The organism is Microvirga sp. P5_D2, from assembly GCF_054049475.1.
Genome location: NZ_JBFUMH010000008.1, coordinates 18516 through 45223 on the forward strand (window position 1 = coordinate 18516; position 26708 = coordinate 45223).

The following is a 26708-nucleotide window of genomic DNA, read 5'->3' on the forward strand; positions in this document are numbered from 1 at the left end:
GGTCAGGACCTCTTCAGTTTGGGGTCGAGCGCGTCGCGAAGACCATCGCCCAGAAGGTTGAAGGCCAGAACCGTGATGAGGATCGCGAGACCGGGGAAGGTCACGACCCACCACGCACGGAGCACGAACTCGCGGGCATCGGCCAGCATGGTGCCCCATTCAGGCGACGGCGGCTGCGCGCCGAGGCCGAGGAAGCCGAGCGCTGCGGCGTCGAGAATCGCGGTCGAGATGCCGAGCGAAGCCTGCACGATCAGCGGCGCGGTGCAGTTCGGCAGCACTTCCTTGAACATCAGGCGCATGGTGCGGGCGCCGCTCACGCGGGCTGCCATCACGTAGTCCTTGGTGGTCTCGGTGATCACCGCGGCGCGCGCAAGGCGCACATAATGCGGCAGGATGACCAGCGCCACCGCGAGCATCGCGTTCATCAGGCCGGGGCCCAGCACCGCCACGATCACGATGGCGAGCAGCAGGCTCGGCAGCGTGAGGATGATGTCCATCAGTCGCATGATGAAGATCTCGGTGATGCCGCGGAAGAATCCGGCGACAAGGCCAAGCACCGTGCCGACGGCGATGGAGATCGCCACCACGAAGATTCCAATGAGTAGCGACAGGCGCGCGCCGAAGATCAGGCGCGAGAGGATGTCACGGCCGATCGGGTCCGTTCCGAGCGGATAGGCGATCGAGCCGCCCTCCTGCCAGAACGGCGGCTTCAGGGCGATGGCGGTGTTCGTGATGTTCGGGTCGTGCGGTGCGATCACAGGCGCCAGAAGCGCGACCAGCACGACGGTGACGATGATCACGAGACCTGCGACGGCGCCGTGATTGGCGCTGAAATAGCTCCAGAACTCGCGAAGCGGATGGGGCGGGGTGGCCGTTGGAACGGCAACGGCCGGAGTTTCCATGGTTTCAGTGGTCATCGCGTATGCCTGATACGAGGATTGATGAGGCCGTAGGCAAGGTCGACGAGAAGGTTCACGCCCATCACCACGACGCCGAGCAGCAATGCGCCACCTTGCAATACCGGATAATCGCGGCGGAAGATGGCATCGATGAGCCATTTGCCGACGCCCGGCCAGGAGAAGATGGTCTCGGTCAGGATCGCGCCGGTGAACAGAACACCCACCTGCAGGCCGATCACCGTCACGACGGGGATCAGTGCGTTGCGTAGGGCATGAATCGCGACGGTGCGGAAGCGGGACAATCCCTTGGCCTTGGCCGTGCGGATGTAGTCCTCGCCCAGAACCTCCAGCATGGCGGAGCGCGTCATGCGGGCAATCACGGCAAGGGGCACGGTGCCGAGCACGATCGTGGGCAGGATCAGGTGCTCGACCGCAGACCAGAACGCCTCCGGCTCATCGGACAGAAGCGTGTCGATCAGCAGGAAGCCCGTGATCGGCTCGATATAATAGAGAACGTCGATGCGCCCCGAGACCGGCGTGAGGTCGAGCTGCACCGAGAACAGCAGGATGAGGATGAGGCCCCACCAGAAAATCGGCATGGAATAACCGGTGAGCGATATGCCCATCACGCCATGATCGAAGATCGAGTTTCGTCTGACCGCCGCGATGATTCCCGCTGGCAGCCCGAGGATGAGGGCGAACAGGATCGCGCAGGTGGCGAGCTCGATGGTGGCGGGAAACAGGGCGGAGAACTCGTTGAGCACCGGCTCCTGCGTGATCATCGACTTGCCGAGATCGCCCTGAAGAACGCGGGCGAGGTAGATCCCGTACTGGACGATGATCGGCTTGTCGAAGCCATACTCCTTGCGCAGCTGCTCGTGCCGCGCGGGGTCGATGCCGCGCTCGCCCGCAAGGGTTTCAATCGGATCGCCCGGAACGAGGCGGATCAGGAAAAAGGCGAGCAGCGTGATTCCGATGAAGGTCGGGATGATCAGGCTGACGCGTGTCAGGATGAATCTAAGCATGGCCAAAACGGAAAAAGGCGGAGCGGCCATAGAGGCCGCCCCGCCAGGTTAACGGGAAGAAGGCTTACTTGCCCTTGAGGTCCACGCCGTAGAAGGTGTGGCGACCAAACGGCGACAGCTTGAAGTCGACGACTTCCTTACGGACGGGCTTTAGCTGCACGGCGTGAGCCACCGTGAACCACGGAGCCTGCTCCTTGAAGATCACCTGAGCCTGCTGGTAGAGCTTCGTGCGCTCGGCCATATCGGTCACGACCTTTGCCTTCGTCACGAGATCGTCGAACGGCTTGTAGCACCACTTGGCGATGTTCGAGCCCGAAGCGCTCTGCGCCGAGGCGCAGCCCAGAAGGGTGTGCAGGAAGTTGTCCGGATCGCCGTTGTCGCCCGTCCAGCCCAGCTGAGCCATCTGGTGCTCGCCGGCCTGGGCGCGCTTGCGGTACTCGCCCCACTCGAAGCTCTTGATCTCAGCCTTCACGCCGATCTTGGCGAGGTCGGCCTGCATCAGCTCGGCGATGCGGCGGGCATTCGGGTTGTAGGGACGCTGCACCGGCATGGCCCATAGATCGGTCTCGAGGCCGTTCGGGTAGCCAGCTTCCGCCAGGAGCTTCTTGGCGGCTTCCGGATCGTACGGATCTTCCTTCACGGCGTCGTTGTAAGACCACATGGACGGCGGGATCGGGTTCTTGGCGGGAACGCCCGAGCCGAGGAACACGGCGTCGACGATGGCCTTCTTGTTCATGGCCATGTTGAAGGCCTTGCGGACGCGCACGTCGTCGAAGGGCTTCTTCGTGGTCTGGTAGGCGAGGTAGCCGATGTTCAGGCCAGCCTGCTCCATGAGCGTAACGTTCGGGTCCTTCTTGATGGCCTCGAGGTCAGCCGGGTTCGGATACGGCATCACGTGGCACTCGCCCTTCTGGAGCTTGGCCCAGCGGACGGAAGCGTCGGGGGTGATCGAGAACACGAGATCGTCGATCTTTGCCTTGCCGCCCCAGTACTCAGGGAAGGCCTTGAAGCGGACGATGGCGTCCTTCTGGTACTGCACCAGCGAGAACGGGCCGGAGCCGATCGGATCTTGGTCGATCTTCTCGGGGGTGCCGGCCTTCAGCATGGCGTCGGCATATTCCTTCGACTGCACGCCAGCCCACTGCATGGCGAGGTTCGACAGGAAGGGAGCCTCAGGCTGGTTGAGGGTGATCTTGACGGTGTAGTCGTCAACCTTCTCGACCGACTTCAGCAGCTTGGGCATGCCCATGTCGTTGAAGTAGGAGTGGTTGGGGCTCGTCACCTTGAAGAAAGGATTCTCTTCCTTCCACTGACGCTCGATCATGAACACGATGTCGTCGGCGTTCAGGTTGCGGGTCGGCTTGAAGGACTTGTTGGAATGGAACTTCGCGTTCTTGCGGATGTGGAAGGTGTAGACCGTGCCGTCAGCGGAGATGTCCCACTTCTCGGCGAGACCGGGGACAACCTTGGTGCCGCCGCGCTCGAAGTCCACGATGTTGTCGTAGATGTGCTCGTTCACGTCGAACGAGGTGCCGGTCGTGTTGATGCCGGGGTAGAAGTTTTCCGGGCTACCCTCGGAGCAGTACACGAGGGTTTTGGCTGCCAACGGAGCGGCGGCCAGGAAAGCCGGAACGCAGATAGCTGCGAAAAGGGCTGATTTCTTCATTATGTTGGTCCTCTGAGACGGCACTACTCATGGCCGTTCTGTGACGAAGTTAAGGTGCGAAGCCCCAATAATGTCAATCTATCCGCGCGACCTTGGATAATTTTTAGACGAATTTTACCATTTCGTGCACTTCGGGCGCGATTTTTGAAATCTTCGCAATGTCAATTTTTCGCGATTCTGCGGGGTTTCCGGCGCGGGACCGGAATTTTCATCCACAGCCCGGTGCGAAATTGGTAAATGCCGTCAGGCCGGGGTCGACGCTTCGCTCTGTTCCGCCGGGGCAGCCTCGATGACCTTGGCCGCGAGATCGCCACGGCTGAAGGGCTTGTTCAGGAGCAGGTAGTTGTCCGGCATCCTGGCCGGGTCGGCATAACCCGTCACCAGAAGGACGCCGACGCCGGGGCGGATGGCACGTGCCTTATCGGCGAGTTCCGTCCCGGTCATCCCGGGCATGGCGAAGTCGGCGATCAGCAGGTCGAGCTGGTCGTCCGCGCGCAGAATGTCGATGGCGGTCGCGCCGTCGGCGGCTTCCACCACCCGGTGCCCCATCTCGGCGAGATAGGCGGAGGTGACGGTGCGCACTTCCGCGTCGTCATCGACCAAGAGGACACGCACCTTGCGGGAGTTGAACTCGGCTTCTTCCTGCCGGTTGGGCCCCTGCCGGTGCTCCGTGCTCGTGCGCGAGAGGTAGAGCTCGACGACGGTGCCCGAACCCACGGTGCTGTTGATGACGACCGTGCCGCCCGATTGCTGCGCGAGGCCGTAGACCATGGGCAGACCGAGGCCCGTTCCCTTGCCTACCTCCTTGGTGGTGAAGAACGGCTCCAGCACGCGTGATAGAACTTCGGGCGGAATGCCGCTGCCGGTATCCGTCACCGAGATGACCACGTAATCGCCCTGGCCTAGATCCGCGATGCGGCCTTCCTCGACGCTCTCGTTGCGCGTGGAGAGGGTCAGGGTGCCGTTCTCCGGCATCGCGTCGCGGGCGTTGATGCAGAGGTTGAGGATCGCGAGTTCGAGCTGGTCCGGATCGACCATCGCCGTCCACAGACTGTCGGCGAGCTGCTTCTCGATGCGGATCATGCCGCCCAGCGTGCGCATGAGCAGATCGTTCATCTCGCCGATCACCTGATTGACGTCGACGGCCTGGAGCCGCAGGTCGCGCTGGCGGCTGAAGCTGAGAAGGCGCTGCGTCAGCGATGCGCCGCGCTCGGCCGCATAAGTTGCGTTCTGCAAGAGACGCGTGAGGCGCGGATCGTCCGGCGCGCGGCGCGAGGCCAGATCGAGGCTGCCAAGCACGGCCATGAGAAGATTGTTGAAGTCATGCGCCACGCCGCCGGCGAGTGTGCCGAGCGCCTGCATCTTGTCCGCCTGACGCAGGCGCATTTCCATCAGCTTGCGTTCGGTGATGTTGCGCTCGATCGTAGCGAGCTTCGTGACCGAACCTGCTTCATCGAGAATCGGAATGTGGTTGATGAGGAACCACCGCGCATCGCCGTCCTTGCCTAAGCGCTCTTCGACGATTTCATCGGGCGCTTTCGCAGCAATGGCGCGGCGTTCCGCCTCTTCGATCATGCGGGCGCGCTCCGGCGAAACGAAATCGCGCTCGCGATGGCCGAGGCAGGAATCCGGCTGGCATGCGAGGCTTTTCGCCTTGGCAGCGTTGAGGCGCACGAAGCGACCGTCGCGATCCTTGAAGGAGATCAGGTCGTCGGAGCTTTCCATCAGGCCGCGCAGCAGCGCACGCTCTGTGTCGAGTTCCTGCGCGAGACGCCGACGCTGATAGGCGACGGCTACCATGTTGGAGAGTGCGTCCGGATCCCAGGGCTTGGGCATATAGGCCATAATGCGGCCTTTGTTGACCGCGCCGATGACCGCTTTGAGATCCGCATAGCCCGTCAGAAGAATTGCTTCCGCATCCGTGGAGATGCGCGCCTTGGCAAGAAATTCGTCGCCCGGCATTTCCGGCATGCGCTGATCGGAGATGATGATCGCGATGTCGGGTTCATGCTTGATGATGTCGAGCGCCTTGATCGGGGAGGATGCGGTCAGCACGCGATAATCGCCCTCGAAGAGATCCTCGAGCGCAATAAGAATGTCCGGCTCGTCATCGACGACCAGAATCGTGCCATTCTCCGCGTTCATCCCACTCGCTAACGTCATCAACCAATTCGCCTCGGGATCGTAATGGTGAAAGCGGCGCCGCCCATGGGCCCCTCATCCACCGTAATCGACCCTTTGTGGGCCTGAACGACGCTATAGGCAATCGCAAGGCCAAGCCCGGTTCCAGACCCCACGGATTTTGTCGTAAAGAACGGTTCGAAAATCCGCTCCCTCAGCTCCGCTGGGATGCCCGGACCCGTATCGCTGATCCTGATGGTATAGGTTGTCTCGTTGCTCTCGGTTTCAATATCGATGGCCCCGGTACTTTTGATCGCATCGGCCGCATTGCCGACGATGTTCATGACCACCTGGTTGAGCAGGGCAGGAGAACAATAGAGGTCCGGCACCGCTCCGTATCGGCGGCGGACGTCGATTCGCGCGCCGAGCTTGTGGCCCAGGAGCGCCAGCACGGTTTCGATGGATTCCGGCACGTTGACAGTCTGGAAATCGCCCTCGTCGAGGCGCGAGAAGCGCCTGAGATTGAGAACGAGTTCCTGAATGCGGCCAAGACCCAGTTTCATGGCGCCGACGCGATCCTGAGACTTAGATACCTGCCGGTCCAGCCCTGTCTCGGGCGGTAGCCTGGAGGCGATCTCGCCCAGCAATCTCTCCACCGTTCCCTGATGGGCCTGGACGAAGGCGAGGGGATTGTTGATCTCGTGGGCGATGCCGGCCACTAATTCGCCGAGGGAGGCCATCTTGGCCGCCTGCACGAGCTGGGCCTGCGTTCCCTTCAGGCGCTGATTCGCATCCTCCAGCTCCCGATTCGCCTTGGCGAGCGCCTCGGCGGAGGCTGCCTCCGCTCGGGCGCGGGCCAGCGCCAGTTCGCGCCCGCGCAACTCGGCCTCGATACGCCAGTTCTCGTCCTGCATCAGCTTGCGGCGCACGAGCGCCCGGATGCGCACCCGCATCACGTCGGGCTCCACGGTCGTGGGCACGATGTCGTCCACGCCGGCCGCAAAGGCGCGGGCGAGGGTGTCGCCGCCCTCCTCGTTGCCGAGGCCGACGATGGCGAAGCTCGGAACCTCCATGCCTGGCATGGGAGCAAGGCCCCGATAGGTGTTCAGCTGCCGGCACAGCTCGATGCCATCGAAGCCGGGGCTCAGCAGATTGACGAGCACGCAGTCCCAGGTAGAGCCGGGGCTGCGGATTTCCTGGAGCGCCGCGATGGCGTCCGACGCCTGGGTCACCGCATAGCCCTCGCGGGCGAGAAGATCCTGCATGGCGGTGCGTCGGGTCAGGCTATCGTCGACGACGAGGACGCAGGCGCGGCGGAAGGTGCCGAAGCTCGGGGCCTCGCGCTCCTCCTTCGCCTCGGGCGGCGGAGCCCGGCGACGCAGGAGAGCCTTGATGCGCAGGATGATCAGCTCCTGCTCGGCGGATTTGGAGATATAGGCGTCGGCCCCGCTCTCCAGCCCCTGACGCTCCACGCCCCGCTCGCGGGCTTCGGTGAGCATGATCACGGGCGTGGCGCGGGTGCGCACGTTCAGGCGCATCTGACGGGTCAGCTCGTCGCCGTTCATGCCGGGCAGGTGATAATCGGCGATCACGAGATCCGGCAACTTCTCGTTGAGGCCGTCCAACGCTGCCTCTGCGGTGGCGTGCCAGGATACGCTGAAGCCGTTCATCTCCAGCATGTAGCGGAGCTGCAGGGCCTGCGTTTCGGAATCCTCCACGAGCAGAATGTGGGCGGCCTGAGCCACGGAGCCTGCGCTCATTCAGCCTCTCCCCGCACCAGCCTTAAGATTCGGGGCGCGATCAGGTCGAGGGGCAGGCTGATGCGGACGCCGCCCATGCGCTGGGCCGCCGCCGGCATGCCATAGACCACGGCGGTGCTCTCGTCCTCGGCCATGGTGTAGCCGCCGGCCTGGCGCAGTTCGACGAGGCCCCTGGCTCCGTCCTCGCCCATGCCGGTGAGAATGACCCCGAGCCCGCGCCGGCCGACCGTCTTTGCCATGGATTGAAACAGGCTGGTGGCGGAGGGGCGCTGGTTGCCCACGGGCGGCTCCCCGCTCACGCGCAGGGTGCCCGCGGGCGAGAGCAGGAGGTGCCGGTCGCCCGGCGCCACATAGACCCTGCCGCCGACAGGAATCTCCTGGTCCTGGGCAAGGCGCACATCAAGGGGCATCAGCCCGTTCAGCCAGGAGGCGAAGCCCTCCATGAAGGGCGCGCCCATATGCTGGACGAGAAGGATCGGCAGGGGGAAATCGGCGGGCAGGCTGCCGAGGATCTTGGCGAGAGCCGGAGGGCCACCTGTGGAGGCGGCGATGCCCATGATGTTGGGGCGCGAGAGGTCCGTCTCCGATTCGCGGTTGAATACCGGTGTCGGGGCTGCCGGCCTCCAAGCGAAGGAACGCTGCCGGACGACCGGCACCTGGCTCATGATGTAGAGCTGCGTGCAGATGGTCTCGGCGATGGCCGCATAGCCGGCGCTCGACACGCCCACAGGCTTCTCCACGACGGAGAGAGCGCCTGCGCGCAAGGCGTTCATGGAGATCTTGAGGGACGAGTCCTCAATGCTGTCGGCGATCACCACGATGGGGGTCGGGCGCTCCGTCATGATGCGGCGGGTGGCTTCCAGCCCGTCCATGCCGGGAAGGCGGATATCCATCGAGATCACGTCCGGCTGGACGCGGCCGATTTCATGAAGCGCCTCTTCCGCCGATTCCACCGCTGCGGCGACGGTTAGGCGCGGATCGCGGGCAATAATGTGGACGAGCAGCTGCCGGACGACGAGGGAATCCTCGACGACCATCACTCTGACCCGCGATTGAGACGAGCCGCTCATAATACCTGTCCGATCGTCGCCAGCAGCTCGCGCTGGTCGAACTTCTGCTTGGTAATATAGGCGCTCGCTCCAAGATCGAGACCCTTGCGCACATCTTCCGGGTCAGCACGCGAGGTCATGAGGATGACCGGCAGAGCGGACAGGCGCGGATCTGTCTTGATCGCCTGGAGCAGTCTGAAGCCGTCCATGCGCGGCATTTCCACATCCGCGATGACGAGGTCGATCATCGCCTCGCCGGATCGCAGCACGTTGAGCGCGTCGATGCCATCGACGCTGAGCAGAACCTGATAGCCCTGCGCTTCCAGGATACTCTTCTCGAGCGTCCGTGTGGTGATCGAATCGTCCACCACCAAGATCGTTCGGGACTGCTGCTCCGCTTCGGCTGCAAGGCCAAGCCCGGTGGCGGCGAGCCTGCTTTCGTTGCGCACCCAATGGTCGATCAGGCGCTCGGGGCTGAGCACAAGCGCGGGCATCTCGTTTTCGAGGAGGATGGTTCCCGACACCATCTCGCTCAGGCCGATAGCCTGCACGTCGCTGACGAGCATGGTGCGCACGTCATGGAACGCGTTGACGGCGAGCGCGCAGGTGCGTGAGCCATGGCGGATGAGCACGGCCTTCACGTTTCCGGCCTCGGTGGGGATGGGGGCATTGGCGGATCCTGTGAGGGCTGCAAGTGCGATCACAGGAGTCACAACGTCTTGCCCCTCGATCTCGATCCGTGCGGCAGGTCGTCCCTCCACATGTTCAAGGGCATTCGAGCTCAGCCGCAGAAGGCGCACTACCGCGTGCGCGGGCAATCCGAACATGCGTCCTTCGGCTTCGAGCAGCAGCAGCGGCTGGCGCGCGGCGGTGAAGGGCACGTTCAACAGCACCTCGGTGCCGGAGGGAAAGCGCGGCCGCAGCAGAACCGAGCCCTGCATCTTGCGCACCGCCTCCGCCACCACGGAGAGGCCCATGCCACGGCCAGAAAGACGATCGACCTCGCCGGCCGTCGAGAAGCCCGGCGCGAAGACCAGCGAGAGAAGCTGATCGATCATGGGCGGGGGACTGCCCTCCAAGCGCGGCGGGATAAGGCCGCGCTCGATGGCCACCTGCTCGATACGCTTGAGGTCCGGGCCGCGCCCGTCGTCGCGGATGCTGATGGTGAGGCGTCCGTTGCGCGAGGCAAGCTCGAGCGTCACTTCCGTCCGCTCCGACTTGCCCTTGGCGATGCGCTCGGCGGCGGGTTCCGCGCCATGGCTCACGGCATTGCGCAGAAGGTGCATCACCGGGTCCTTCAGAGCCTGAAGAACTTGGCGGTCGGCCTGGATGTCAAGGCCGATGCTGCGCACCTGCACGTCGCGGCCCTCAACGCGTGCGATCTCGCGCACCATGTGGCCGAAGCCGCCGAACACTGTCTCCGCCGATACGAGCGAAATACGGTCGATGTTCTCGCGCACCTGCCGCGCCGCCTGATCGATGGACCAAGCGGATTGCCGCTGCTCGCGGGAGAGATTCGAGAGGCGGCGCAGCAGCGTCTTCAGGTTCTGGTCGAAATCGCGAAGACGCGGCGTGAAGGATGCGCCTGTCCGCACGGGCACATCGGCTCCCGTCTCGGCGGACGATGCCATGATGGTTGCCTGGGCATAGAGCTGCTCCCAGCCGCGTCTGAGACTGCGCGCCTCAAACTCGATCTCCCGAAGCGTGTCGTTGATGGCCTCATCCGCCTGCAGCTCCGCGAGGAGCTGGTGCATGGAACCGGACAGATCCTCCATCTGATCGGCCGACACGCGAAGAAAGGTTCCTGCGCTCTCTGCGGGCACGGCAGGTTCGGGCTTTGCCGGCGCGGGCGCTTTCTCTGCAGGTTGCGGTGGCGCAGGCTTGGGCGCGGCCACAGGCTCCGCCGATGGGCGCAGAACGACCGCAACGAGGTCCTCGATGGTGTCGAGATCGCGGCGCACGGTGACGATGGTGGGATCATCGAGGGAGCGCTTGCCATCGAGCACCTGCGAGAACAACGCTTCGAGCTGATGCGCGACTTCCTCCACCGCAGGCAGATCGACGGCGCGGGCGGCGCCTTTCAGGCTATGCGCACGGCGAAAGACATCCGTCAGGTCGATCTGACCCTGCCCCGCATTGTCGAGGGCAGAACGGATCGCATGGAGATGCTCCCGGTGCTCCACGTCGAAGGCGGCCAGCAATTGCTTGCGGATATCCGTCACTTTACGCTCGTCCTCACCTCAACCGTGCCGGGCTACACGCGGTAGCGCTCGGCGAGGCCGAGAAGCTGCTGCGAGAGTTCGGAGAGGTTCGCTGCCGCCATGTCGAGCTGGCGCGTGCCCGCCGCCGTCTGCTGGCTCGCTTGACGGATGTTCTGGAGCGCACCCATCACCTGCTCGATTCCGAGCTGCTGCTGGTTGGTGGAGGCGACGATCTGCTGGAAGGTCTGCACGCTTTCCTGAATCTGTCCCGATATGCCGGTGATGGTCTGCTGCGTGATGTCTGTGCGCTCCTTGCCGGCGGCCACGCGCTTCACCGCTTCTTCCGTCAGCATCACCGATGAATTGATGCCGCGCTGGATGTCGCCGAGAATCGAGCGCACCTGCATCGTCGCATCCTTCGCCTGATCGGCAAGCGACTTCATCTCGGATGCCACGACCGCGAAGCTGCGGCCGTTCTCGCCTGCGGCAGCAGCTTCGATGGCGGCGTTGAGCGCCAGAAGATGCGTGCGCTCGGAGATGTCGTTGACGGATGCGATGATCTCGCCGACGGCCTGCGTCTTCTCGCTGAGTGCCACGATGTTTTCGGCAACCGCTTCGGCCTGTTCGCGAATGGCGTCCATGGCGCGGGCGGTTTCGTCCACCGCCTGCAGACCGGACATGCTGGTCTGTGCCGCAGCCTGCGCGGAGGCGATCACCTCCTGCGCTCGCTTGCCGATCTGCGTGCCGGAATGGGTGATCTCATCGACGGTGGCCGCCGTTTCCTGCACGGCTGCGAGCTGCTCTTCCACGGATGCCGCCTGCTCCTGTGTGGAAGCGCGGATTTCGGCGGCGGCGGCATTGAGGTTTTCGGTAGCCTCGCGGCTTTGCCGAGCCAGTTGAGCCAAGCCTTCGACCATGGAGTTGAGCGTGGCGCCAAGATGTCCGATCTCGTCCTTGCCGGTGAGCGCCTTATCGCCGCCGAGCTCGCCGCGTCCCACGCGCTCGACGAAGGCCATGAAGGTGCTCAAGGGGCCGAGGATCGAAGAGCGCAGGGCATAGGAAATGATGAGGCCGAGAAGAGCGGAGCCCGCGATGGCGAGAATGATCGACATCCGGCTCTGATCGTAGACCTCGCTCACCCGCTGCTGTCCAAGCGTGATGGCTTCATTGAGAAGGCTTCTCGCTTGGTCCAGTGTCCGGTTCCAGCTCTCGCGGGTGGTGTTGAGAGCATCGCGCGTCGCGATGACGCTGGCATGGTCATTGGCCTGAAGCGCTGCGAATTGCCGCTCGCTCGTCGTGCGCAACTGGCGAAGATCGCCGTTCGCACGATTGAGCATTTCCCCGATCCGCCGCCATGCATCGCCTCTTTGCGCGCTCAACGAGCGTGCGGCGAAGTCGTTGGCCATGGCGGTCGCCTGGGCGAGGGTAGCTTCTGTCGCTGCCGCTTCCTGCTGCCAAGCGCGTGCCACGTCCTCGGCGGAGGCTTGCTGCTGGCCGAGCGAGCGCAGAAGATAGCGGGAGAGGATTTCCTCTCTCAGACCACGCATGGTGTTCTGCTGGTCGCCGACGCGCTCGATCTGGCGCATAAGCGTGAGGTCGCGCGTCACGATCGTCTCGGTCGATTGCCGCACGTCGTCGAGCTGGTTGATGGCATAGAAGCCGAGCCCGACCATCAGCGCGAGGATGACGGCGAAGCCGAGAAGGATGCGGTTGGCGATCGAGATCGTCACGTCAAACTCCAGGAACAGGGGTAGAGAGCAGGAAAGGACGAAGGAGGCGGGTGGTATCGAGGAGAGATAGGACTCTTTCCTCGTCGGCAAAGCCGGACAGGGCTTTCGCGTAGCCGGTCACAGCCTCGTTGCGGACGGTGCCAGCCTCGGTCTCGGCCAGCGGCATGATCTCTGACACGGCATAGGCCCGGTCGACTTTCAGGGCGACCTGCGGCTGGGCCTGACGCAGCATCACGAGATGCCATTCGCCGTCCTCGTTGGCGGCGGGCTGCAGCCCCAAGGCCACGGCGAGATCGAGCACGCTGACCAGTTGTCCGTTGCGTCCGAAGACACCGATCATGGCCGGCGGCGCATCGGGAACCGGCACGCATTCGCGAAAGGGCAGGATCTCGGCGATGGCGTCGAGGGAAATGCCGAAGCGCTCGCCGCCGGCGGCGCAGATCAGGGCGCGGTCGGGCTCGACGACGGGCTCGAGGCCGCTGCGTTCGGCCAGCCGCGCCGTGCGTTCATCCAGGATATGGCGCGCCCGCTCCTCTGCGGAGAAAGCCCTCGTCCGTTCGACACGGATCAGCTTGCGCTGCAAGGCTCGTTTCATCGGCGCGCCTTCCGTTCGGCTCGCGTGGCGGCCTCAAGATGGATGCGGACGAGATTGCGCAGGTCCCGGGCCGTCAGGCCGTCCCCTTCCTCGATCTGCTGGTCGTCCGGCAGCCCGGCAGCGATGCGGGCCGCATTGGTGAGGGAGCGCCGCCCAGGGCTGGGCCGCCCCTCAGTCATCAGCAGAAGTCCGAGATGGTAGTGCGCCATGGCAAAGCTTTTATCGAGATAGATGCCTTTAAGGAAGCTTTTCTCCGCTTCCTCCGGTCGATTCAGGGCCTGTGCGATCAGTCCCTGATAGAGATGAAGGATCGGGTTGAGGGGATGCGCACCGAGCGCACGGGCGCAGAGCGTCTGAGCGGTCCTGAAGTCTCCCAGATTGGCGAGGTCCCTGACCTGATCGAGCAGGGAATCCGGCTCTGGCGCTGTGGGGTCCGGCTGCGTGGGAACTGGCGGCGGCACAATCGACGGGCGAGGAACGGCATGCTTCTGCTTTGCCGCAGTTTTCTCCGGCAGGGGGATAAGTGGTGCCCAGGGCTCTGCGGGTTTGGCTTTCGCGACCGAAGGCTTCTCGCCAACACCTTGCCTGTAGGCAACAGTTCCCGGCAGGCTCAGTGTCTGCATCATGCTGGCGAAGAGAGGGCTCGGTTCCGCGTGACCGAGCAGCATCCATGCCTTCTCCGAGAGGCAATCGTGCAGGGCTTGGACAACCTGTGCGACCGTGTCGGGGTGAAAATAGATCAGGACGTTGCGGCACAGAATGAGATCGAAATCGCTGAACTCAAGCGGCGAGGTTCCGTCGAGAAGGCTGAGAAGATTGTGCCGTTCGAACCGCACAAGCGAACGGAATTCCGGCCGCAGCTGCCATTGCTCGCCTTTGCCGGGGAGGAAATAGCGGTCGCGTTCCGTCTGTTGCATCGAGCGCAAGGCCCATTTGCCGAAACGCGCCTGCCGTGCAACCTCCAGAAAGCTTTCGTTGATGTCCGTGCCGACGATGGTCGTGCGCCAGTGTTCAATCTGCGGGCCAAGCAACTCGCTGACCAGGATGGCGAGTGAATAAGGCTCCGCGCCCGTGGCGCAGCCCGCGCTCCAGATGCGCAGGCGCTTGTCGCCTTGCTTGCGCTCGATAATCTCGGGGAGAATCGTGTCGCGAAGCGCTGTGAACTGCTCCGCGTAGCGAAAGAAAAACGTCTCGCCGATGGTGATTTCGGCTTCGAGCTTCGTCCATTCCGTGGGTCCGGAATTCTTGTCGTCGAGCAGGGCAAGGTATTGCGTGGAATCGCTTGCGGCCGTCGCGCGCATGCGCTTGCGCACGCGCTCCCAGAGAAGGTCGTCCTTGTCCTGATAATAGAAATGGCCCGTGCGCTCGATGATGCGGCTTTTCAGGTTGGGAAAGCCGGCATCGAGCAGGGGATTGGAAAAGGATTTGGCGGCCATCAGGCCGGGACCGTCCATTCACCGAGGCGGCTTTGCGCATGGCGGCCCAACTCAGCCAGGGCCTGCTGCTCTTCCGCGAAGAGAAGGCGCTCCAGCGACAAAAGATGCACGAGGCGGGAGCCAAGCGTGATCTCGGCCTCCACGCATCCGTTCAGGCTGCTGCCCTCGCGAACCGGCGAGAGCTGCGCGCCCGCGATGCTCACCACATCGAGCACCCGATCGGCAAGGAGCGCCAAGGGCTCCTTCTGGCTGGGAGGCTGGACGAGGAGCAGGTGACGATAGAGAGCTGCCTCGCCGGTATCCTGCTCACCTTCCAGGCCGAAGAGAACGTCGAGCCGAATGACCGGAACCGCTTTGCCGCCGAGATTGAAGAACCCGGCGACAGGACGTGGCAGGGCAGGCGGGCGCCAGAGGCGCGGCAGCGGCAGCAATTCGCGCACCTGCTCCCGGCGCAGGGCGCAGGCGGTGCCGTTGACGTCGAAGGTGATGATTTGCAGGCCTGCCATCGCTCACGTCGTGGTGGGGTCATCGGGTCGGGACGCGAGCGCCCGCATGGCGATAATATGGGCGCTCGTCGAAGCCGGGCAACCGGGCGGAGTGTTATTGGCGCACGTTCGAGGTGGCTTCGAGGATGGCGTTGAGGCCGGCGCCGGCTTCCTCCGAGAAGCCGGTTCTCTGAACGGCCTGGAAGATCTTCCTGGCGTCGTTGTAGCGTCCGAGCTTGAAGTAGGACCAGCCACGGATCAGCATGAGATCGTTCTGCTCGGGCACAAGCCGTGCCCGCTCGCTGAGCGCCAGGAGCGTTTCCACATAGCGCCCATCGCGATAGGCGGCGAGCGCGCGCTGTGTGAGAATGGAAGCGCCCAGCTCCACGCGGCGCTCGCCGGTCTGGGGCGCCTCAGCGGCGGAAACGGCCGCCTCGGAGGTGAGGTTCTTGCGCAGATAGGCCAACGACTTGCCGTAGGCGGCTTCCTCGCGGGTGCGGCCGCTGCCGCGGCGCACGGCCTGATCGAAGGCGTTGACGGCTTCGAGCGGGCGATTGGCTTCCATCAGGCACCAGCCGAGCCCGAGGGCTGCATCCGGCGAGAGGCCTTCCGCATTGCGGGTCATGATGCAGTTGCGCCGCCCCCCTGAGCCTCCCTGGGCCGTGCGGGTCTCGACGGTCGTCGTGCGGATGGGCACGGGCTCGGCTTCGTAGGTGTCGCGCTGCATGGCTATGCGGGGCGCCGCCACGGGAGCAGGGATGGCGCGGGGCTGTAGCGCCATATCGACGGTCCGGGGTGCTTGCGTGACGGGAAGGGCGGGCTGTGTCGTCTGTCCGGAAACGGTGCCGTCGGCAAGGTCCGCGATGCGCTCCGAGCGATTGCGCCATTGCGAGACGGTGGCGTTGAAGCCGGTGCGGTCGTTCAGGCGCAGGGTCGAGAGCGCCTGGCCATAGGCCGAGGGCTCATCGTCGGGTTTCCAGGAGAGCGCTTGGCGGAACCAATCGCGGGCCGTCTGGAATTGGCTCGTGTTGTAGGAATACCAGCCGAGCGCCTGCGCGCCGTCGGGGAAGCGCTGGCCCGTGACGACGGGCACGACGCGGGCCACCACACTCGCATCAAGGCGCGGCGGCGGGTCCTGGCTCAGGAGGGCCGTCGCGATGTCCAGATACACCTTCATGTTCTCCGGAGCCCGCTCGCGCCATTCATAGGCGAAGGCCTCGGCCTCCACGAGCCGTTCCAGCTCGCGCAGGGACATGGCATAGCCCTCAGCTGCCTTCGGGCCTCCGTTACGGTCCAGGGCGGTCTTGAAGAGTTCCAGCGCACGGGCCGGATTGCCGTGATGGTAATTGTACCAGCCGAGCACGAGCACGGCACCGGCCTCATCCGTGTTGCGGGTCATGCGCTCGACGACGGCGAGGTCTTCGGCGGTGGCAGTCGTTTTGCTATCATTCGAGGCGCGCTCGACGCGCCGGCGCGCAAGCTCTTCGCGAATGGAGTCGAAATTATCGACCTCGTTGCCCGTCTTGCGCTCGAACTGGAGAAGATCCGTGACCTGGTTGTCAGGCAGAAGCGCCAGCGCCTTCTGCAAGGTCGCCAAGCGTTCGCCCGGGTTCGCACAGTTGGTCAGCAGATAGGTATAGACGTCGCGCGAGCGGGTGGGCTGGTCCGTCTTGGCGAAGGCCTCGGCCACGCGCCACATCACGTCCACGTTCGTGCAGGTCAGGAGAGCAGGCGTCTCGGTTGCAACCGACAGCACAGTGCGCCACTGGCCGGCATCGGAAGCATTGGTCAGGCGGCGTCGCGCTTCGACCGATTCGAGCGCGGTCAGCAGTTCTTCCGGCGGCTTCCAATTGGGGTCGGAGGATTGCCGCTCGGCAATGGCCGCGCGCACTTCCGCGATCCGGTCTTCCCGGTAGAGGTTCCACAAGCGGTCAATGATCGGATCGACGGGAACCTGCGCTCCGCCCGAGGAAAGTTGCGAGAGGTCGCTCGGCGGATTCCAGTTGGGATAGAGTGCGCGAAGGCGCGCGATTTCCGCATTCACGCGCCGCGTGTCGCCCTGGGACGCGAAGTAGCGCAGAGCAGATTCGTCGACCTGCGGAAGCCCGCCCGGTGCCGGTGGCGTCGTAGGCGCAGTTGCAGGGGCCTGACCGCTATTGGGGCCGACCTGCTGCGCGATGGCCGCGAAGCCCAGGATCAGGACCGCAACCGTTATGGCGCTACTTGCTAGACGCATTGCGGATGTTTTTCACCAAGCCACGACTTCGTCATCAGATACAGGGTCGACGGATAATAGAGCTGCGGCTCAAAGGTTTTCAGCGGTGGCGGGATGGGAGTGCCATCCAGCACGCAGGCGAGAGCGGCCGAAAGTATGGCGTAGCCCTGATCGTTCAACCGTTCCCGGACCTGTCCGGTGACCACGTTGACGACGGCAACCCCTTCATTCTCCGCAGACCAGCGCTGCTTCAACGCTCTAAGCCACTCCAAATCCGTCATTCCTGCCCGGAGAAGGTAAAGAGGTATCCTTAAGGAGTTGTAACCAAATTCAGGGGGAAAGCCGTCGGCGGGCTTCGTCTGCATACGGCTCTGGATGGACAGCCAGTCGGCGGGCAGCCGGATTCTGCCGGATGTCGCCTGCTGCAGCAGGATCACGCCTTCCTGCCAGACCCGGTTCCACTGGTATTCAGGTGCGAGGCCCGCGAGGACGGGGAAGGCCTCGAAGACCCAATAGGAGATGTTGACCACCGGCCCGTCCGGTCGATCCTCCGCCCGGAAACCTTCCGCGCCGGGAAGCAGGAAGACCGTACTGCCCTCGCGCCCGAAGGTGCTCTTGCCGATGGCGCGGGCGAGCTTCTGCGCCGCTGTCGTGTAGCGCGAATCCTGCCAGGCGGCCCCGGCCTTCGCGAGCGCATAGGCGATGAGGATGTCGCCGTCGGTCGCGTTGTTCTTGTCGGAGACGCGGGGCTTGGCGGCGGGATCCCACTTCCAGGAGGCAAGGCCATCGTCGCGGATGAGCAATTCCGTGAAGGTGAAGTTCCAGATCTTCTCGAAGGTCACGCGGTCATTGGCGGCCAGGGCCAGGAGCAGACCATAGCCCTGTCCTTCGCTGTGGCTGATATTGCCGTTGGCATTGTCCACGACGCGCCCGTTATCCTCGACGAAACGGGAGCGATAGGCCTGCCATTCGTCGGGCGTGAGCGTGCCCACGACGTTCAGCGGCTGCACGGTGAGGGCCTCGGCAGGTTGCGCGGCTCCGACAAGGAATGCCGCGAGAGCAAGAGCGCAGGTCAGATGCTGGAACCGGCCGATCCAAGATCTCATGAGGGGCGGCCCAGTCTCTTGAGAAGGAAATAGGTCGAGATGCCAAGAAGCGTGCAGCAGACCAGCATGAGCAGCGCATATTGCAGGATGTTGGCCGACATCCAGTTCGCCGCGACGAGACGCAGGTTCAGGAGCGAGAAGGCCTGCGTCTGGACGAAGGCGTAGTCGCGGATCGGCTCGACCTGGAGCTTGGCTTCCGCCGGATCGAGGGCGACGGCGCGGCCGGCGACCTTGGACCAGAGAATCGGGTCCGCAAGCCGCGCGACTTCCTGAGCCAGCGCCTTGTCGGAACGGGCCGTCACGAGGGTCCAGGTGCCAGCATTCTGAGTCCTGTTCTGCGCAACAAGAAGCGTCGAGCGCTGCGGCGGTTCATAAGGCGCATCGGCGCGGCTGTTCAGCGACAGGGACGATAGGGACAGGCTGAAGGTGGACTCGATCCAATCCTGAACGGAACCGAAGGTCCGTTGCAGAATGCCCCGCCGTTCGAAGGATTCGGCCCAGCGCTTGCGCACCTCGTCCGTGGACGACAAGGGAGCCTTGTCGATGGAAGCGGGTTTTGCAGGCATCGTGAATTCCGCATTCGCGACCTGCTGGCCGTTGCGATCTCCTTGCATGGGCGTTGAAGGCCAGACCATCCGCAGATGTTCCGACACGCGCACATTGCTCAGAAGGCCCTGCGGAATCTGCTCGACGGCGCCCACGAAGAGCACGGATTCGTCTTCCGCCGATGCGGCGTTCGAGAACTGCGCCCGCACCGGCGTTCCGGCGCTGCGCGCCATGCGGGTGAGGAAGGTTCCGGCGGCCGACACATTCAGGGGATCGGGACGCGCGAGCACGACGGTGGTCGCAATCTCGTCGTCATCGGGGAAATGCCCCACGCTCAGAACGCCGAGATCGGGCTGAAGGCCGATGCGTCCGAATTCGGGGAACTCGAAGGTGCTGGTGTCGAACAGCACGAAGCGTTTCGCCTCCGACAAGGTCTCGCCCGGTGCGCAGCGATTGTCCGCATCGGTGAGGAGGCCGACCTCGAGATTGACGAAGTTGATGCCCGACTTGAAGTTCTTCAGCGGCAGCCTGATCGTGTGCCGCTTTACGACGTCGCCCTGCGATGTGATCGTCATCTGCGTGCTGATCTTGCCGTTCACGTAGATGTCGATATGGCTGCCCGGCCGCACGGCGGAGGTGTAGGCCGCATCCACGTAGAGAAGTGCTTCGCCATATTCGGTGGCGTAGAAATCGGACGGAAGGTTGAGAGCGAACTGCGTCTTGAGCCGGCGGCCGGAGAATTCCTGCGTCGGCACGCCGAGATCGGAGAAGCGAAACGACTGACGCCCGAACGCGGTCGCAACATCGGGCCAGTGCCACGCCGCGGTGTCGATCACGCCGCGCTGCACATTGGCCGTGTTGACGGCCTGGGATCCGATCACCGCAATCGCCGAATCAAGCTCGGCCCAACTCGGCCCCGACACCAGCAGCGTCGCGCCCATGGAGCCGGCTTCCTGCATCATCATGGTCAGGGGCTGCTGCATGGCCACATCCGGTACGCCGGGAACCAGGCCGCGCAACTCGCCCGCAAGGCCCATCACGACCTTGATCGTGCCGACAGGGGAGGGGCCGGGATCGGTCTCGACCACCTGAATGACGGGCCGCGCATAGCGTCCGCGAAGTGCAATCAATTGCACGAGGCGCAGAAGGCGGTCGCGGATCTCGGGACGGTAGACCTTCGGCGCGACCACGCGGATCGTCGTCACGCCCGTGGCATCCACGCCGATGGCGGGAAGATCCTCCAGGCTGCGCAGCGTCTTGGTGGTGCCTTCGGCGAAAGTGAGCTTGGTGGATTGGGAATCCACATCGGTCCAGAGCTCGTAGGTCGAGCTGATCGTGCAATCGGTCCGGTGGCGCTGGACCGCTTCCATGCGGATGAAGTTCTGGCCGGCCCGCAGGAGCCCGGGGCGAACGTTGGCGGTCACGCGCTTGATATCGTCCGACGAGGCGATCGGCGTATCGATCACGTTCTCGCCGTTGACGGAGATGCGCAGCCGCGATGCTTCCGGCATCACGACCACGGCGTTCTGATAGCCGACGGAGAGGTTCGCGCCGCTGGCCGCCTCATCCTGCGTCAGATGGAAGGTCCAGGCCCGCGCATCCGTTTCACCTTCGAGCCTTATGGTCTCGAAGGGCAGAACCGGCCGTTCGATGCGCGCGGCGTTACGCGCCAGAGCCGCGCCCGTCACCACGGGTCTTGCCGGAGAAGTAGCGGGAGCAGGTGTCGCCGCGCTGGCCGGCGGACGGCCCTGCGGGGTCATCTGGAATGGAGAGGCGGGGGGAGACGTGCCTTGAGCCGGTGATTGGGTAGCCTGCACGCTCTGCTGTGCCGAGGCCGGCGGCACAGGTGAACCGCTGCGCATGTCGAACGCTTGGGACGGAGCAGGACTGGCTCCCGGTTGCGGCGCCGGTGCCTGGGATGCCGGGGCTGCGCCGCGCATGTCGAAGGAACCTGCCGGTGCCGGGTTCGCTGCGGGAGGCTGCGACGGAAGTGGCTGCGATTGCGGCGCGGACTGGCCGGGCGACATGGTGAACGGAGCCGTCTGTGCGGCGGCGATCTGCGTTCCCAGGAGCAGGACGGCAAGGGCGGGGATCGGAAGCGAACGCATGTCGAGCCCCTATTTCGTCGCCGGCGCGATGGATGGAACCGGCGGCTTGGAGACGCCGATCTTCTGCAGGCCGAAGAGATAGGAAAGGCCGCGTCCGGTCTGATAGAGCGAGACCATGAAGAACCAGATCGTGCCGCGAAGAATGCCGATATCCTGATGACGCCGCTTCTGGAAGGCGCTCCATTGATCCGCATTGGCGAAGACGAGATCGGCCACAAGCTTGTGATGCTCCGGCTGGTCGATGTGGAACTGGCAGCCCAGCAGAAGGCCTTTTTCGTCCATGCCTACTTTGCGGATCTCGATCGGCATCTTCTGCATGGGCAGGCCGGAATAAGGGAGGAACTCCAGCGTTCCGTAAGTGCCCTTCTTCAGGTTCGGGCCGGCCGAAGGCGCCACGTGAAGCCGTGCGCCGCCGACCGAGACATCCCGCACGGCGGCGTCGATGATCTCATCGTTGACCACGATGCGGCAGGGACGGTCGATGTGCACGCGGTGACTTTGGCGGCGTGAAGCCCGCTCGGACACGACGCCGAGCGCGCAGCCCGCGATGATGAGGTTGAGCACGTTCCACGCACCCGTCACCAGCGTCAGGTCGGCCTTGTAGGGCTCCAGCCACACGCGCACCGCCGTCGCGACGACGCCGAGCAGCAGGATGCCGAAGATGATGAAATAGGGCGTGCCGAGTTCCGACACGCGGCTCTGGTCCATGGTCTCGCTCTTTGCCGTCACCTTGAAGGTGGGCTTGCGCGGATTGGCTATGACAGAGAGAACCGCCGGAAGCAGGTAGATCGTCTGGATGTACTCGTAGAGATCCGAGATCCACGGCCAGCGATAGCGGCCATAGAGGTAGTTCTGCATCATGAAGTTCACCATCATGTAGGTGAACGTGTAGGCGAAGAACTCGCCGCCCGATGCGGTGAAGATCTCGAGCGAGAAGAAGAGGTAGCAGAGCGGCGAAAGCAGGAATGCGAAGCGCGAGAAGGGAAACAGCCAGAACAGGGTGCTCGACATGTAGCAGAGCCGCTGCGGAAACTTCAGCCCGCGCTTGAGCGGCGGAAAGCGGAAGCGCAGGATCTGCATCATCCCTTGCGCCCAGCGCGAGCGCTGGCCGATGAAGCTGGCGAAGCTTTCCGGCTGCAGGCCCGCGATCAGCGGCTTGTCCACGTAGACGCTGGTCCAGCCGCGGGAGTGAAGTTCGAGCGCGGTTTCGCAATCCTCGGTGATGCTCAGGCCGCTGAAGCCGTTCGTTTCCTGCAAGGCCTCGCGCCGCAGCAGGGCGGCCGAGCCGCAGAAGAACGCAGCGTCCCACTTGTCGAGGCCGCGCTGGATGACGCCGTAAAACATCTCGTTTTCCGACGGCATGGTCTGGAAGGTGCCGAGATTGCGCTCGAGCGGATCGGGATTGATGAAGAAGTGCGGTGTCTGGACGAGAAACAGGTTCTTGTCCTTGGAGAAGTATCCGACAGTTTCTTCCAGGAAGTTGCGGGCGGGCGCGTGGTCCGCGTCGAAGACCGCCACCAGTTCGCCGGTGGAATTCGCCATTCCGTTATTAAGGTTGCCTGCCTTGGCGTGCAGGTTGCGGGCGCGGGTGAGATAGATGCAGTCGAGTGCATCGCAAAGGGCCTGCAGTTCCGTGCGCCGGTCCCGTGCGGCCTGGGCGGCGGCGGGATTGGTGGAATTGCATTTCTCGTCCGTGCCGCCGTCATCGAGAAGCCAGACCGTGAACTTGTCGGCGGGGTAGTTCATCGCTTTCGCCGCAGCGAGGGTCGTCGCGAGCAGGCTCGCATCCTCGTTGTAGGTCGGCACATATACGTCGACGGTCGGCAGGTTGTTGAGATCCACCTTCGGCGGCTTGCGCGACGGCATCGGACTCGACACCACGAACAAGCTCAAGAACAGCATCATGACGCTGTACATCTCGGCTATGTAGAGCAGGATGGCCGGGATGAAGCTTGCGATTTCGGTGACGGGCGGGATCGTGCTCGTGGTRCGCCAGAAGACGTAGCGCAGGACGATGGCCGTGCCGAGCGCCAAGGCGATGATGCGCCAGATGCCCTGGGCCCGGAAGAATTTGAGCACGATCATGCAGGCCACGACGACGAGACCTGCTACAAGGTGGGCCTGAAGACTGATGGGAAGGGCGACGAGGAGGACGATGACCATCGCCGCCACCGCCCAGAAGGCTACGATTACACCCCGTCGCATCGTTTCTCGGTCTCGTTCACGGTTATTATGCGTTGAATATCACGCATAGGATAAGAACTTACGAAGGTCTATCGCTGCGCATATAATACTATAACAGTTTACCGAGGCTTTTTTGTCGCGCTAGTAAATATAACTTTTCGATACGTTATTAAGTTTAGGTTGCGGAGCCTTCTTTTACTGTCCGGATGCTGGCGGCGGAACCACAGGATAACCGCTCGGAGGGCCCTCCGGCACCTCGGGTGCCGCCGGCGCGCGCTCTGGTAAAACCGTATCCTTGTCGATCCGGCGCTCGACCCGGACCCGCTGTCTCACGACGGCGGGTGGGGTGGATCCGACACCCATGCCGAGCGGGTAGATCGGCGCATCGATCTGTCCCAGCTGAGCCGGAACCGGTGGCGGCGAGCCATAGGGGTTCCAAGAGTCGGACATGTAATAGGCCGAGATCGTGAAGGCGTACATGGACCGCAGGAGCTGCTCCTGGGTCGCTGCGGCGTCGCACAGCCTCAGGCGCACGGAGATGACCCCACCGGGCACGAAAACGGCGGCCTCGTCGGGCTCGATCCGCTGCCACGCATACAGGCAGGTATCGCCGCTGGCGGAGCGCCCCGTGGCGAAGCCGAAAGGACCGTATTTGTTCTGCACGTAGACGAGGGACGTCTGCATCTCGATGCCGGGCAGGCGCTCCTCCATCTCCCCGGCGATCCGGTCCTGGGTGATGGATGTGGGCAGGCTGAGAACGTCGTCGATCTCGGAGAGCCCCCTGCGCCCCGTCGCGAGGCTGACATAGAAAGCGTTCTGGCCCGGCGTCAGGGAGGCGGTGGAAAGGGCGATCTCCTGGGAGATGCCGTTCTGGTAGCTGCGCTGGAGCACGGCCACGATGGAGGGGCCGCCCGGCGGAGGTACGATGATCGCCCGGGTCGCCGGAACCTCGTTCATGAGGGTGGCGAAGCCAAGCTCGGACCGAGTGGTGCAGGCTCCCACGGCGATAACAGGCAGGATCATGAGCGCCCGCAGGGCATTGCTCAGCGATGTCCCCCGATGTCCATACCGAACGCGCACTTCGGGCATCGTGCCATCGAAGTTCGTCTGGAAGGATCGCAGGGCAGGGGTCATGAGCAACTTTACGATGGGCGCCAACGGTCCTGGTGGATCTGCCCTTAGGGAAGGCGATAGGGGGGTCATTCCCTTGGGGCAGACGAACCAGAAAGAATCTTTAACCAGACATGGCCAAACATAGTTAATGAAGGGTAAGCATCCGGGCGTTGGCGGATTATTGTCCCCCGAAAGGCGACGTCTTTGCTTGACCTGAGCCGGGGGGAGCATAAAAGCGAGGCTCATGCGCGCTTGAGCCCACGGCGTTCCGCCGCCGGCTCCCACGCACTTTTCCGTTTTCCGCTCGTCCGACCCCCCATGCCGGGCCGTTTTCTCAATCCCGCTTCATGAAAGCCGGGGCCACGAAAGCCTTTTCGATGCAATCCGCCTTCCTGCGCAATGCCCTCGTCCTTGGGATGCTCTCCGCCATAGGACCCTTCGCCATCGACATGTACCTGCCGGCTTTCCCGGCCATCGCCCGCGAATTGCAGGTCGATGTCAGCGCCGTGCAAATGAGCCTGATGAGCTTTTTCCTGGCGGTCGCCGTCTGCCAGATCGTTTATGGGCCGCTCGCCGACCGATTCGGCCGCAAGCCGCCGCTCTATTTCGGCCTGAGCCTGTTCGTCCTCGGCAGCATCGGATGCAGCTTCGCCCCGAATGTGGAAACCCTGATCGCCTTCCGTTTCCTCCAGGGCGTCGGGTCCTGCGCTGCGATGGTTATCCCTAGGGCAATCATTCGCGATCTGCATACTGGCCATGAGGCGGCTCGCCTGATGGCGACCACTATGCTGGTGTTCAGCGTCTCCCCGATCCTCGCGCCGCTCGCCGGCAGCACGCTGACCGAGTTCTTCAGCTGGCGCGTCATCTTCTGGGCCATCGCCGCCATCGGCATCGGCGGCTTGGCCGTGATCTTTTTCCTGTTGCCGGAAACCCGCACGGTGGGTGCCGAAAAGCGCGGCATCGGCCACGCCTTCACCACCTATCGGCGCCTTCTGAAGGATCGCCATTTTCTCGGCGTCACCTTCATCGGCGGCTTCAGCCAGGCGAGCTTCTTTGCTTACCTCGCGGGTTCCTCCGTGGTGTTCATCCAGCATTTCGGGCTCACGCCTTCCGCGTACAGCATGGTGTTCGCCTCGAACGCCATCGCCTTCATCGGCAGCGCGCAGTTCAACAGCACACTCATGCGCCGCTTCGGCGCGGAACGGATGGTGCGTACGGCACTCATCGTCTTCGCATCACTGGTGACCGTGCTGTTCGTGCTCACGCTCGCCGGGTTCGACAACGCCTATCTGCTGTGGGGATTGCTCTTCACGTCTTTCGCCTGCCTCGGCTTCGTCATTCCCTCGACGGCGGTGCTGGCGCTCGACAAGCACGGGCCCATCGCCGGCACGGCCTCGGCGCTGATGGGGACGCTGCAGCTGAGCACCGGCGCGGTCATGATCGTGCTCGTCAGCGCGCTATACAATGGCACGTCGTTGTCCATGGTGGGCGCCATTGCCCTGTGCTCGTGGATCGCGCTGGCCTTGAGCCGGCTCGCACTGAAGCCCAAACGCATTTATCCCTGACGGGTCTGGTTGATCAGCCAATCGCGAAATGAGCGCACCAGCGGCGCCTGTGCCTTGTGTTCGGGATAGACGAGGTAATAGGCGCCGCTGCTCAAAACCGAGTGCGGAAACAGCACTTCGAGACGCCCCGAGGCCAGTTCGTCGTCGATGAGGAACTGGGGAATCATCCCGACCCCAAGGCCTGCGGCTGCGGCCTGCGCCACCATGGCAAACTGCTCGAAGCGTGGGCCGCGCATCGGATTGCCGATGGTAACGTCGACGCTTGCAAACCATTCCGCCCAGGCTGTTGGCCGCGTGCTCTGCTGGAGCAGCGTCGCCCGCGCCAGATCCTGCGGCGCATGGACGGCCTCGCGCTTCCGATAGGCCGGGCTGCACACGGGCACGGCCTCTTCCTTTCTCAACAATTCGCAGATCGCACCGGGCCAATGCGGCTCGCCGAAATGGATGGCGGCATCGAACGGCTCGTCCGCAAAATCGAAAGGCACAAGGCGCACGCCGAAATTGACGGTGGCATCCGGATGGCGCGCGAAGAAATCGGGAATGCGCGGCATGAGCCAGCGAGTTCCGAAGGTCGGCAGCGTTGCAAGGTTCAGCACGCCGCTGGTACCGGAGAGCGCAATAGCCTGATGGGTGGCGTCGGACAGTTCGGTCAGGGTGCCGCGCACCTGGGAGGCATAAAGCCGCCCCACATCGGTCAGCACCACGCGCTGGCGGGCGCGGCTGAACAGGGACACACCGAGCGATTCCTCGAGCTGCTGGATCTGGCGCGAGACGGCGCTTTGCGTGAGATTCAGCTCCTCCGCTGCGCGGGACACGCTGCCATGGCGGGCTGTGGCCTCGAAGGCGAGAAGGTTGCCCACGTTGGGCAGGAAACCGCGGCGGAACACACGTTTATTCCAATTGA

Annotated in this window: 18 protein-coding genes; 1 reads left to right on the plus strand and 17 read right to left on the minus strand. The window is 63.9% G+C overall.

Annotated features, from left to right (window positions below):
- Positions 1 to 2 precede the first annotated feature (2 nt).
- The 16 genes from ACXJKO_RS04755 to bcsN all read right to left on the minus strand — a co-directional run bounded on the left by ACXJKO_RS04755 (position 3) and on the right by bcsN (position 24260).
- The gene (locus ACXJKO_RS04755) at positions 3 to 917 is read right to left on the minus strand and encodes an ABC transporter permease subunit (protein ID WP_457089935.1); all 915 of its coding nucleotides are present in this window, start codon (positions 915 to 917) and stop codon (positions 3 to 5) included.
- Positions 914 to 1924: an ABC transporter permease subunit gene (locus tag ACXJKO_RS04760; RefSeq protein ID WP_457089936.1), complete on the minus strand. Its 1011-nt coding sequence runs from the start codon at positions 1922 to 1924 to the stop codon at positions 914 to 916. Before ACXJKO_RS04760 ends, ACXJKO_RS04755 begins: the two co-directional genes overlap by 4 nt.
- Before the next feature lie 64 nt (positions 1925 to 1988).
- Positions 1989 to 3590 carry an ABC transporter substrate-binding protein gene (locus tag ACXJKO_RS04765; protein WP_457089937.1) on the minus strand — a complete coding sequence of 534 codons (1602 nt, stop codon included), beginning with the start codon at positions 3588 to 3590 and terminating at the stop codon, positions 1989 to 1991.
- Positions 3591 to 3833: 243 nt separating this feature from the next.
- Positions 3834 to 5753 carry a response regulator gene (locus ACXJKO_RS04770; RefSeq protein WP_457089938.1) on the minus strand — a complete coding sequence of 640 codons (1920 nt, stop codon included), beginning with the start codon at positions 5751 to 5753 and terminating at the stop codon, positions 3834 to 3836.
- Complete coding sequence (locus tag ACXJKO_RS04775) at positions 5753 to 7471, minus strand: response regulator (RefSeq protein WP_457089939.1); 1719 nt, start codon at positions 7469 to 7471, stop codon at positions 5753 to 5755. Before ACXJKO_RS04775 ends, ACXJKO_RS04770 begins: the two co-directional genes overlap by 1 nt.
- Complete coding sequence (gene cheB / locus ACXJKO_RS04780) at positions 7468 to 8541, minus strand: chemotaxis-specific protein-glutamate methyltransferase CheB (protein WP_457089940.1); 1074 nt, start codon at positions 8539 to 8541, stop codon at positions 7468 to 7470. Before cheB ends, ACXJKO_RS04775 begins: the two co-directional genes overlap by 4 nt.
- The gene (locus ACXJKO_RS04785) at positions 8538 to 10742 is read right to left on the minus strand and encodes a hybrid sensor histidine kinase/response regulator (RefSeq protein WP_457089941.1); all 2205 of its coding nucleotides are present in this window, start codon (positions 10740 to 10742) and stop codon (positions 8538 to 8540) included. Before ACXJKO_RS04785 ends, cheB begins: the two co-directional genes overlap by 4 nt.
- A gap of 32 nt (positions 10743 to 10774) precedes the next feature.
- Positions 10775 to 12451 (minus strand): methyl-accepting chemotaxis protein, encoded by a 1677-nt coding sequence (locus tag ACXJKO_RS04790; protein WP_457089942.1) that lies wholly within the window; start codon positions 12449 to 12451, stop codon positions 10775 to 10777.
- A gap of 1 nt (position 12452) precedes the next feature.
- A complete protein-coding gene (locus ACXJKO_RS04795; protein WP_457089943.1) occupies positions 12453 to 13046 on the minus strand; it encodes a chemotaxis protein CheW in 594 nt (197 codons plus the stop codon).
- Positions 13043 to 14482 (minus strand): CheR family methyltransferase, encoded by a 1440-nt coding sequence (locus tag ACXJKO_RS04800; protein ID WP_457089944.1) that lies wholly within the window; start codon positions 14480 to 14482, stop codon positions 13043 to 13045. Before ACXJKO_RS04800 ends, ACXJKO_RS04795 begins: the two co-directional genes overlap by 4 nt.
- The gene (locus tag ACXJKO_RS04805; RefSeq protein WP_457089945.1) at positions 14482 to 14988 is read right to left on the minus strand and encodes a chemotaxis protein CheW; all 507 of its coding nucleotides are present in this window, start codon (positions 14986 to 14988) and stop codon (positions 14482 to 14484) included. Before ACXJKO_RS04805 ends, ACXJKO_RS04800 begins: the two co-directional genes overlap by 1 nt.
- A 94-nt stretch (positions 14989 to 15082) precedes the next feature.
- Positions 15083 to 17203 (minus strand): tetratricopeptide repeat protein, encoded by a 2121-nt coding sequence (locus tag ACXJKO_RS04810; protein WP_457089946.1) that lies wholly within the window; start codon positions 17201 to 17203, stop codon positions 15083 to 15085.
- The gene (locus ACXJKO_RS04815; RefSeq protein WP_457089947.1) at positions 17194 to 18288 is read right to left on the minus strand and encodes a glycosyl hydrolase family 8; all 1095 of its coding nucleotides are present in this window, start codon (positions 18286 to 18288) and stop codon (positions 17194 to 17196) included. The genes ACXJKO_RS04810 and ACXJKO_RS04815 overlap by 10 nt, the downstream gene beginning before the upstream one ends.
- Positions 18285 to 20942: a cellulose biosynthesis cyclic di-GMP-binding regulatory protein BcsB gene (locus ACXJKO_RS04820; RefSeq protein WP_457089948.1), complete on the minus strand. Its 2658-nt coding sequence runs from the start codon at positions 20940 to 20942 to the stop codon at positions 18285 to 18287. The genes ACXJKO_RS04815 and ACXJKO_RS04820 overlap by 4 nt, the downstream gene beginning before the upstream one ends.
- A gap of 9 nt (positions 20943 to 20951) precedes the next feature.
- Positions 20952 to 23147 carry a UDP-forming cellulose synthase catalytic subunit gene (gene bcsA, locus ACXJKO_RS04825; protein ID WP_457089949.1) on the minus strand — a complete coding sequence of 732 codons (2196 nt, stop codon included), beginning with the start codon at positions 23145 to 23147 and terminating at the stop codon, positions 20952 to 20954.
- A 174-nt stretch (positions 23148 to 23321) separates the two neighbouring features.
- Entirely contained in the window at positions 23322 to 24260 is a 939-nt protein-coding gene (gene bcsN / locus ACXJKO_RS04830) for a cellulose biosynthesis protein BcsN (RefSeq protein WP_457089950.1), read from the minus strand.
- Positions 24261 to 24616: 356 nt separating this feature from the next.
- Between bcsN and ACXJKO_RS04835 the strand changes: the two genes are divergently transcribed.
- Positions 24617 to 25804: a multidrug effflux MFS transporter gene (locus ACXJKO_RS04835; protein WP_457089951.1), complete on the plus strand. Its 1188-nt coding sequence runs from the start codon at positions 24617 to 24619 to the stop codon at positions 25802 to 25804.
- Here ACXJKO_RS04835 and ACXJKO_RS04840 read toward each other — a convergent pair.
- Positions 25795 to 26691 carry a LysR family transcriptional regulator gene (locus tag ACXJKO_RS04840; RefSeq protein ID WP_457089952.1) on the minus strand — a complete coding sequence of 299 codons (897 nt, stop codon included), beginning with the start codon at positions 26689 to 26691 and terminating at the stop codon, positions 25795 to 25797. The two genes, ACXJKO_RS04835 and ACXJKO_RS04840, sit on opposite strands and share 10 nt — an antisense overlap.
- Positions 26692 to 26708: the final 17 nt, after the last annotated feature.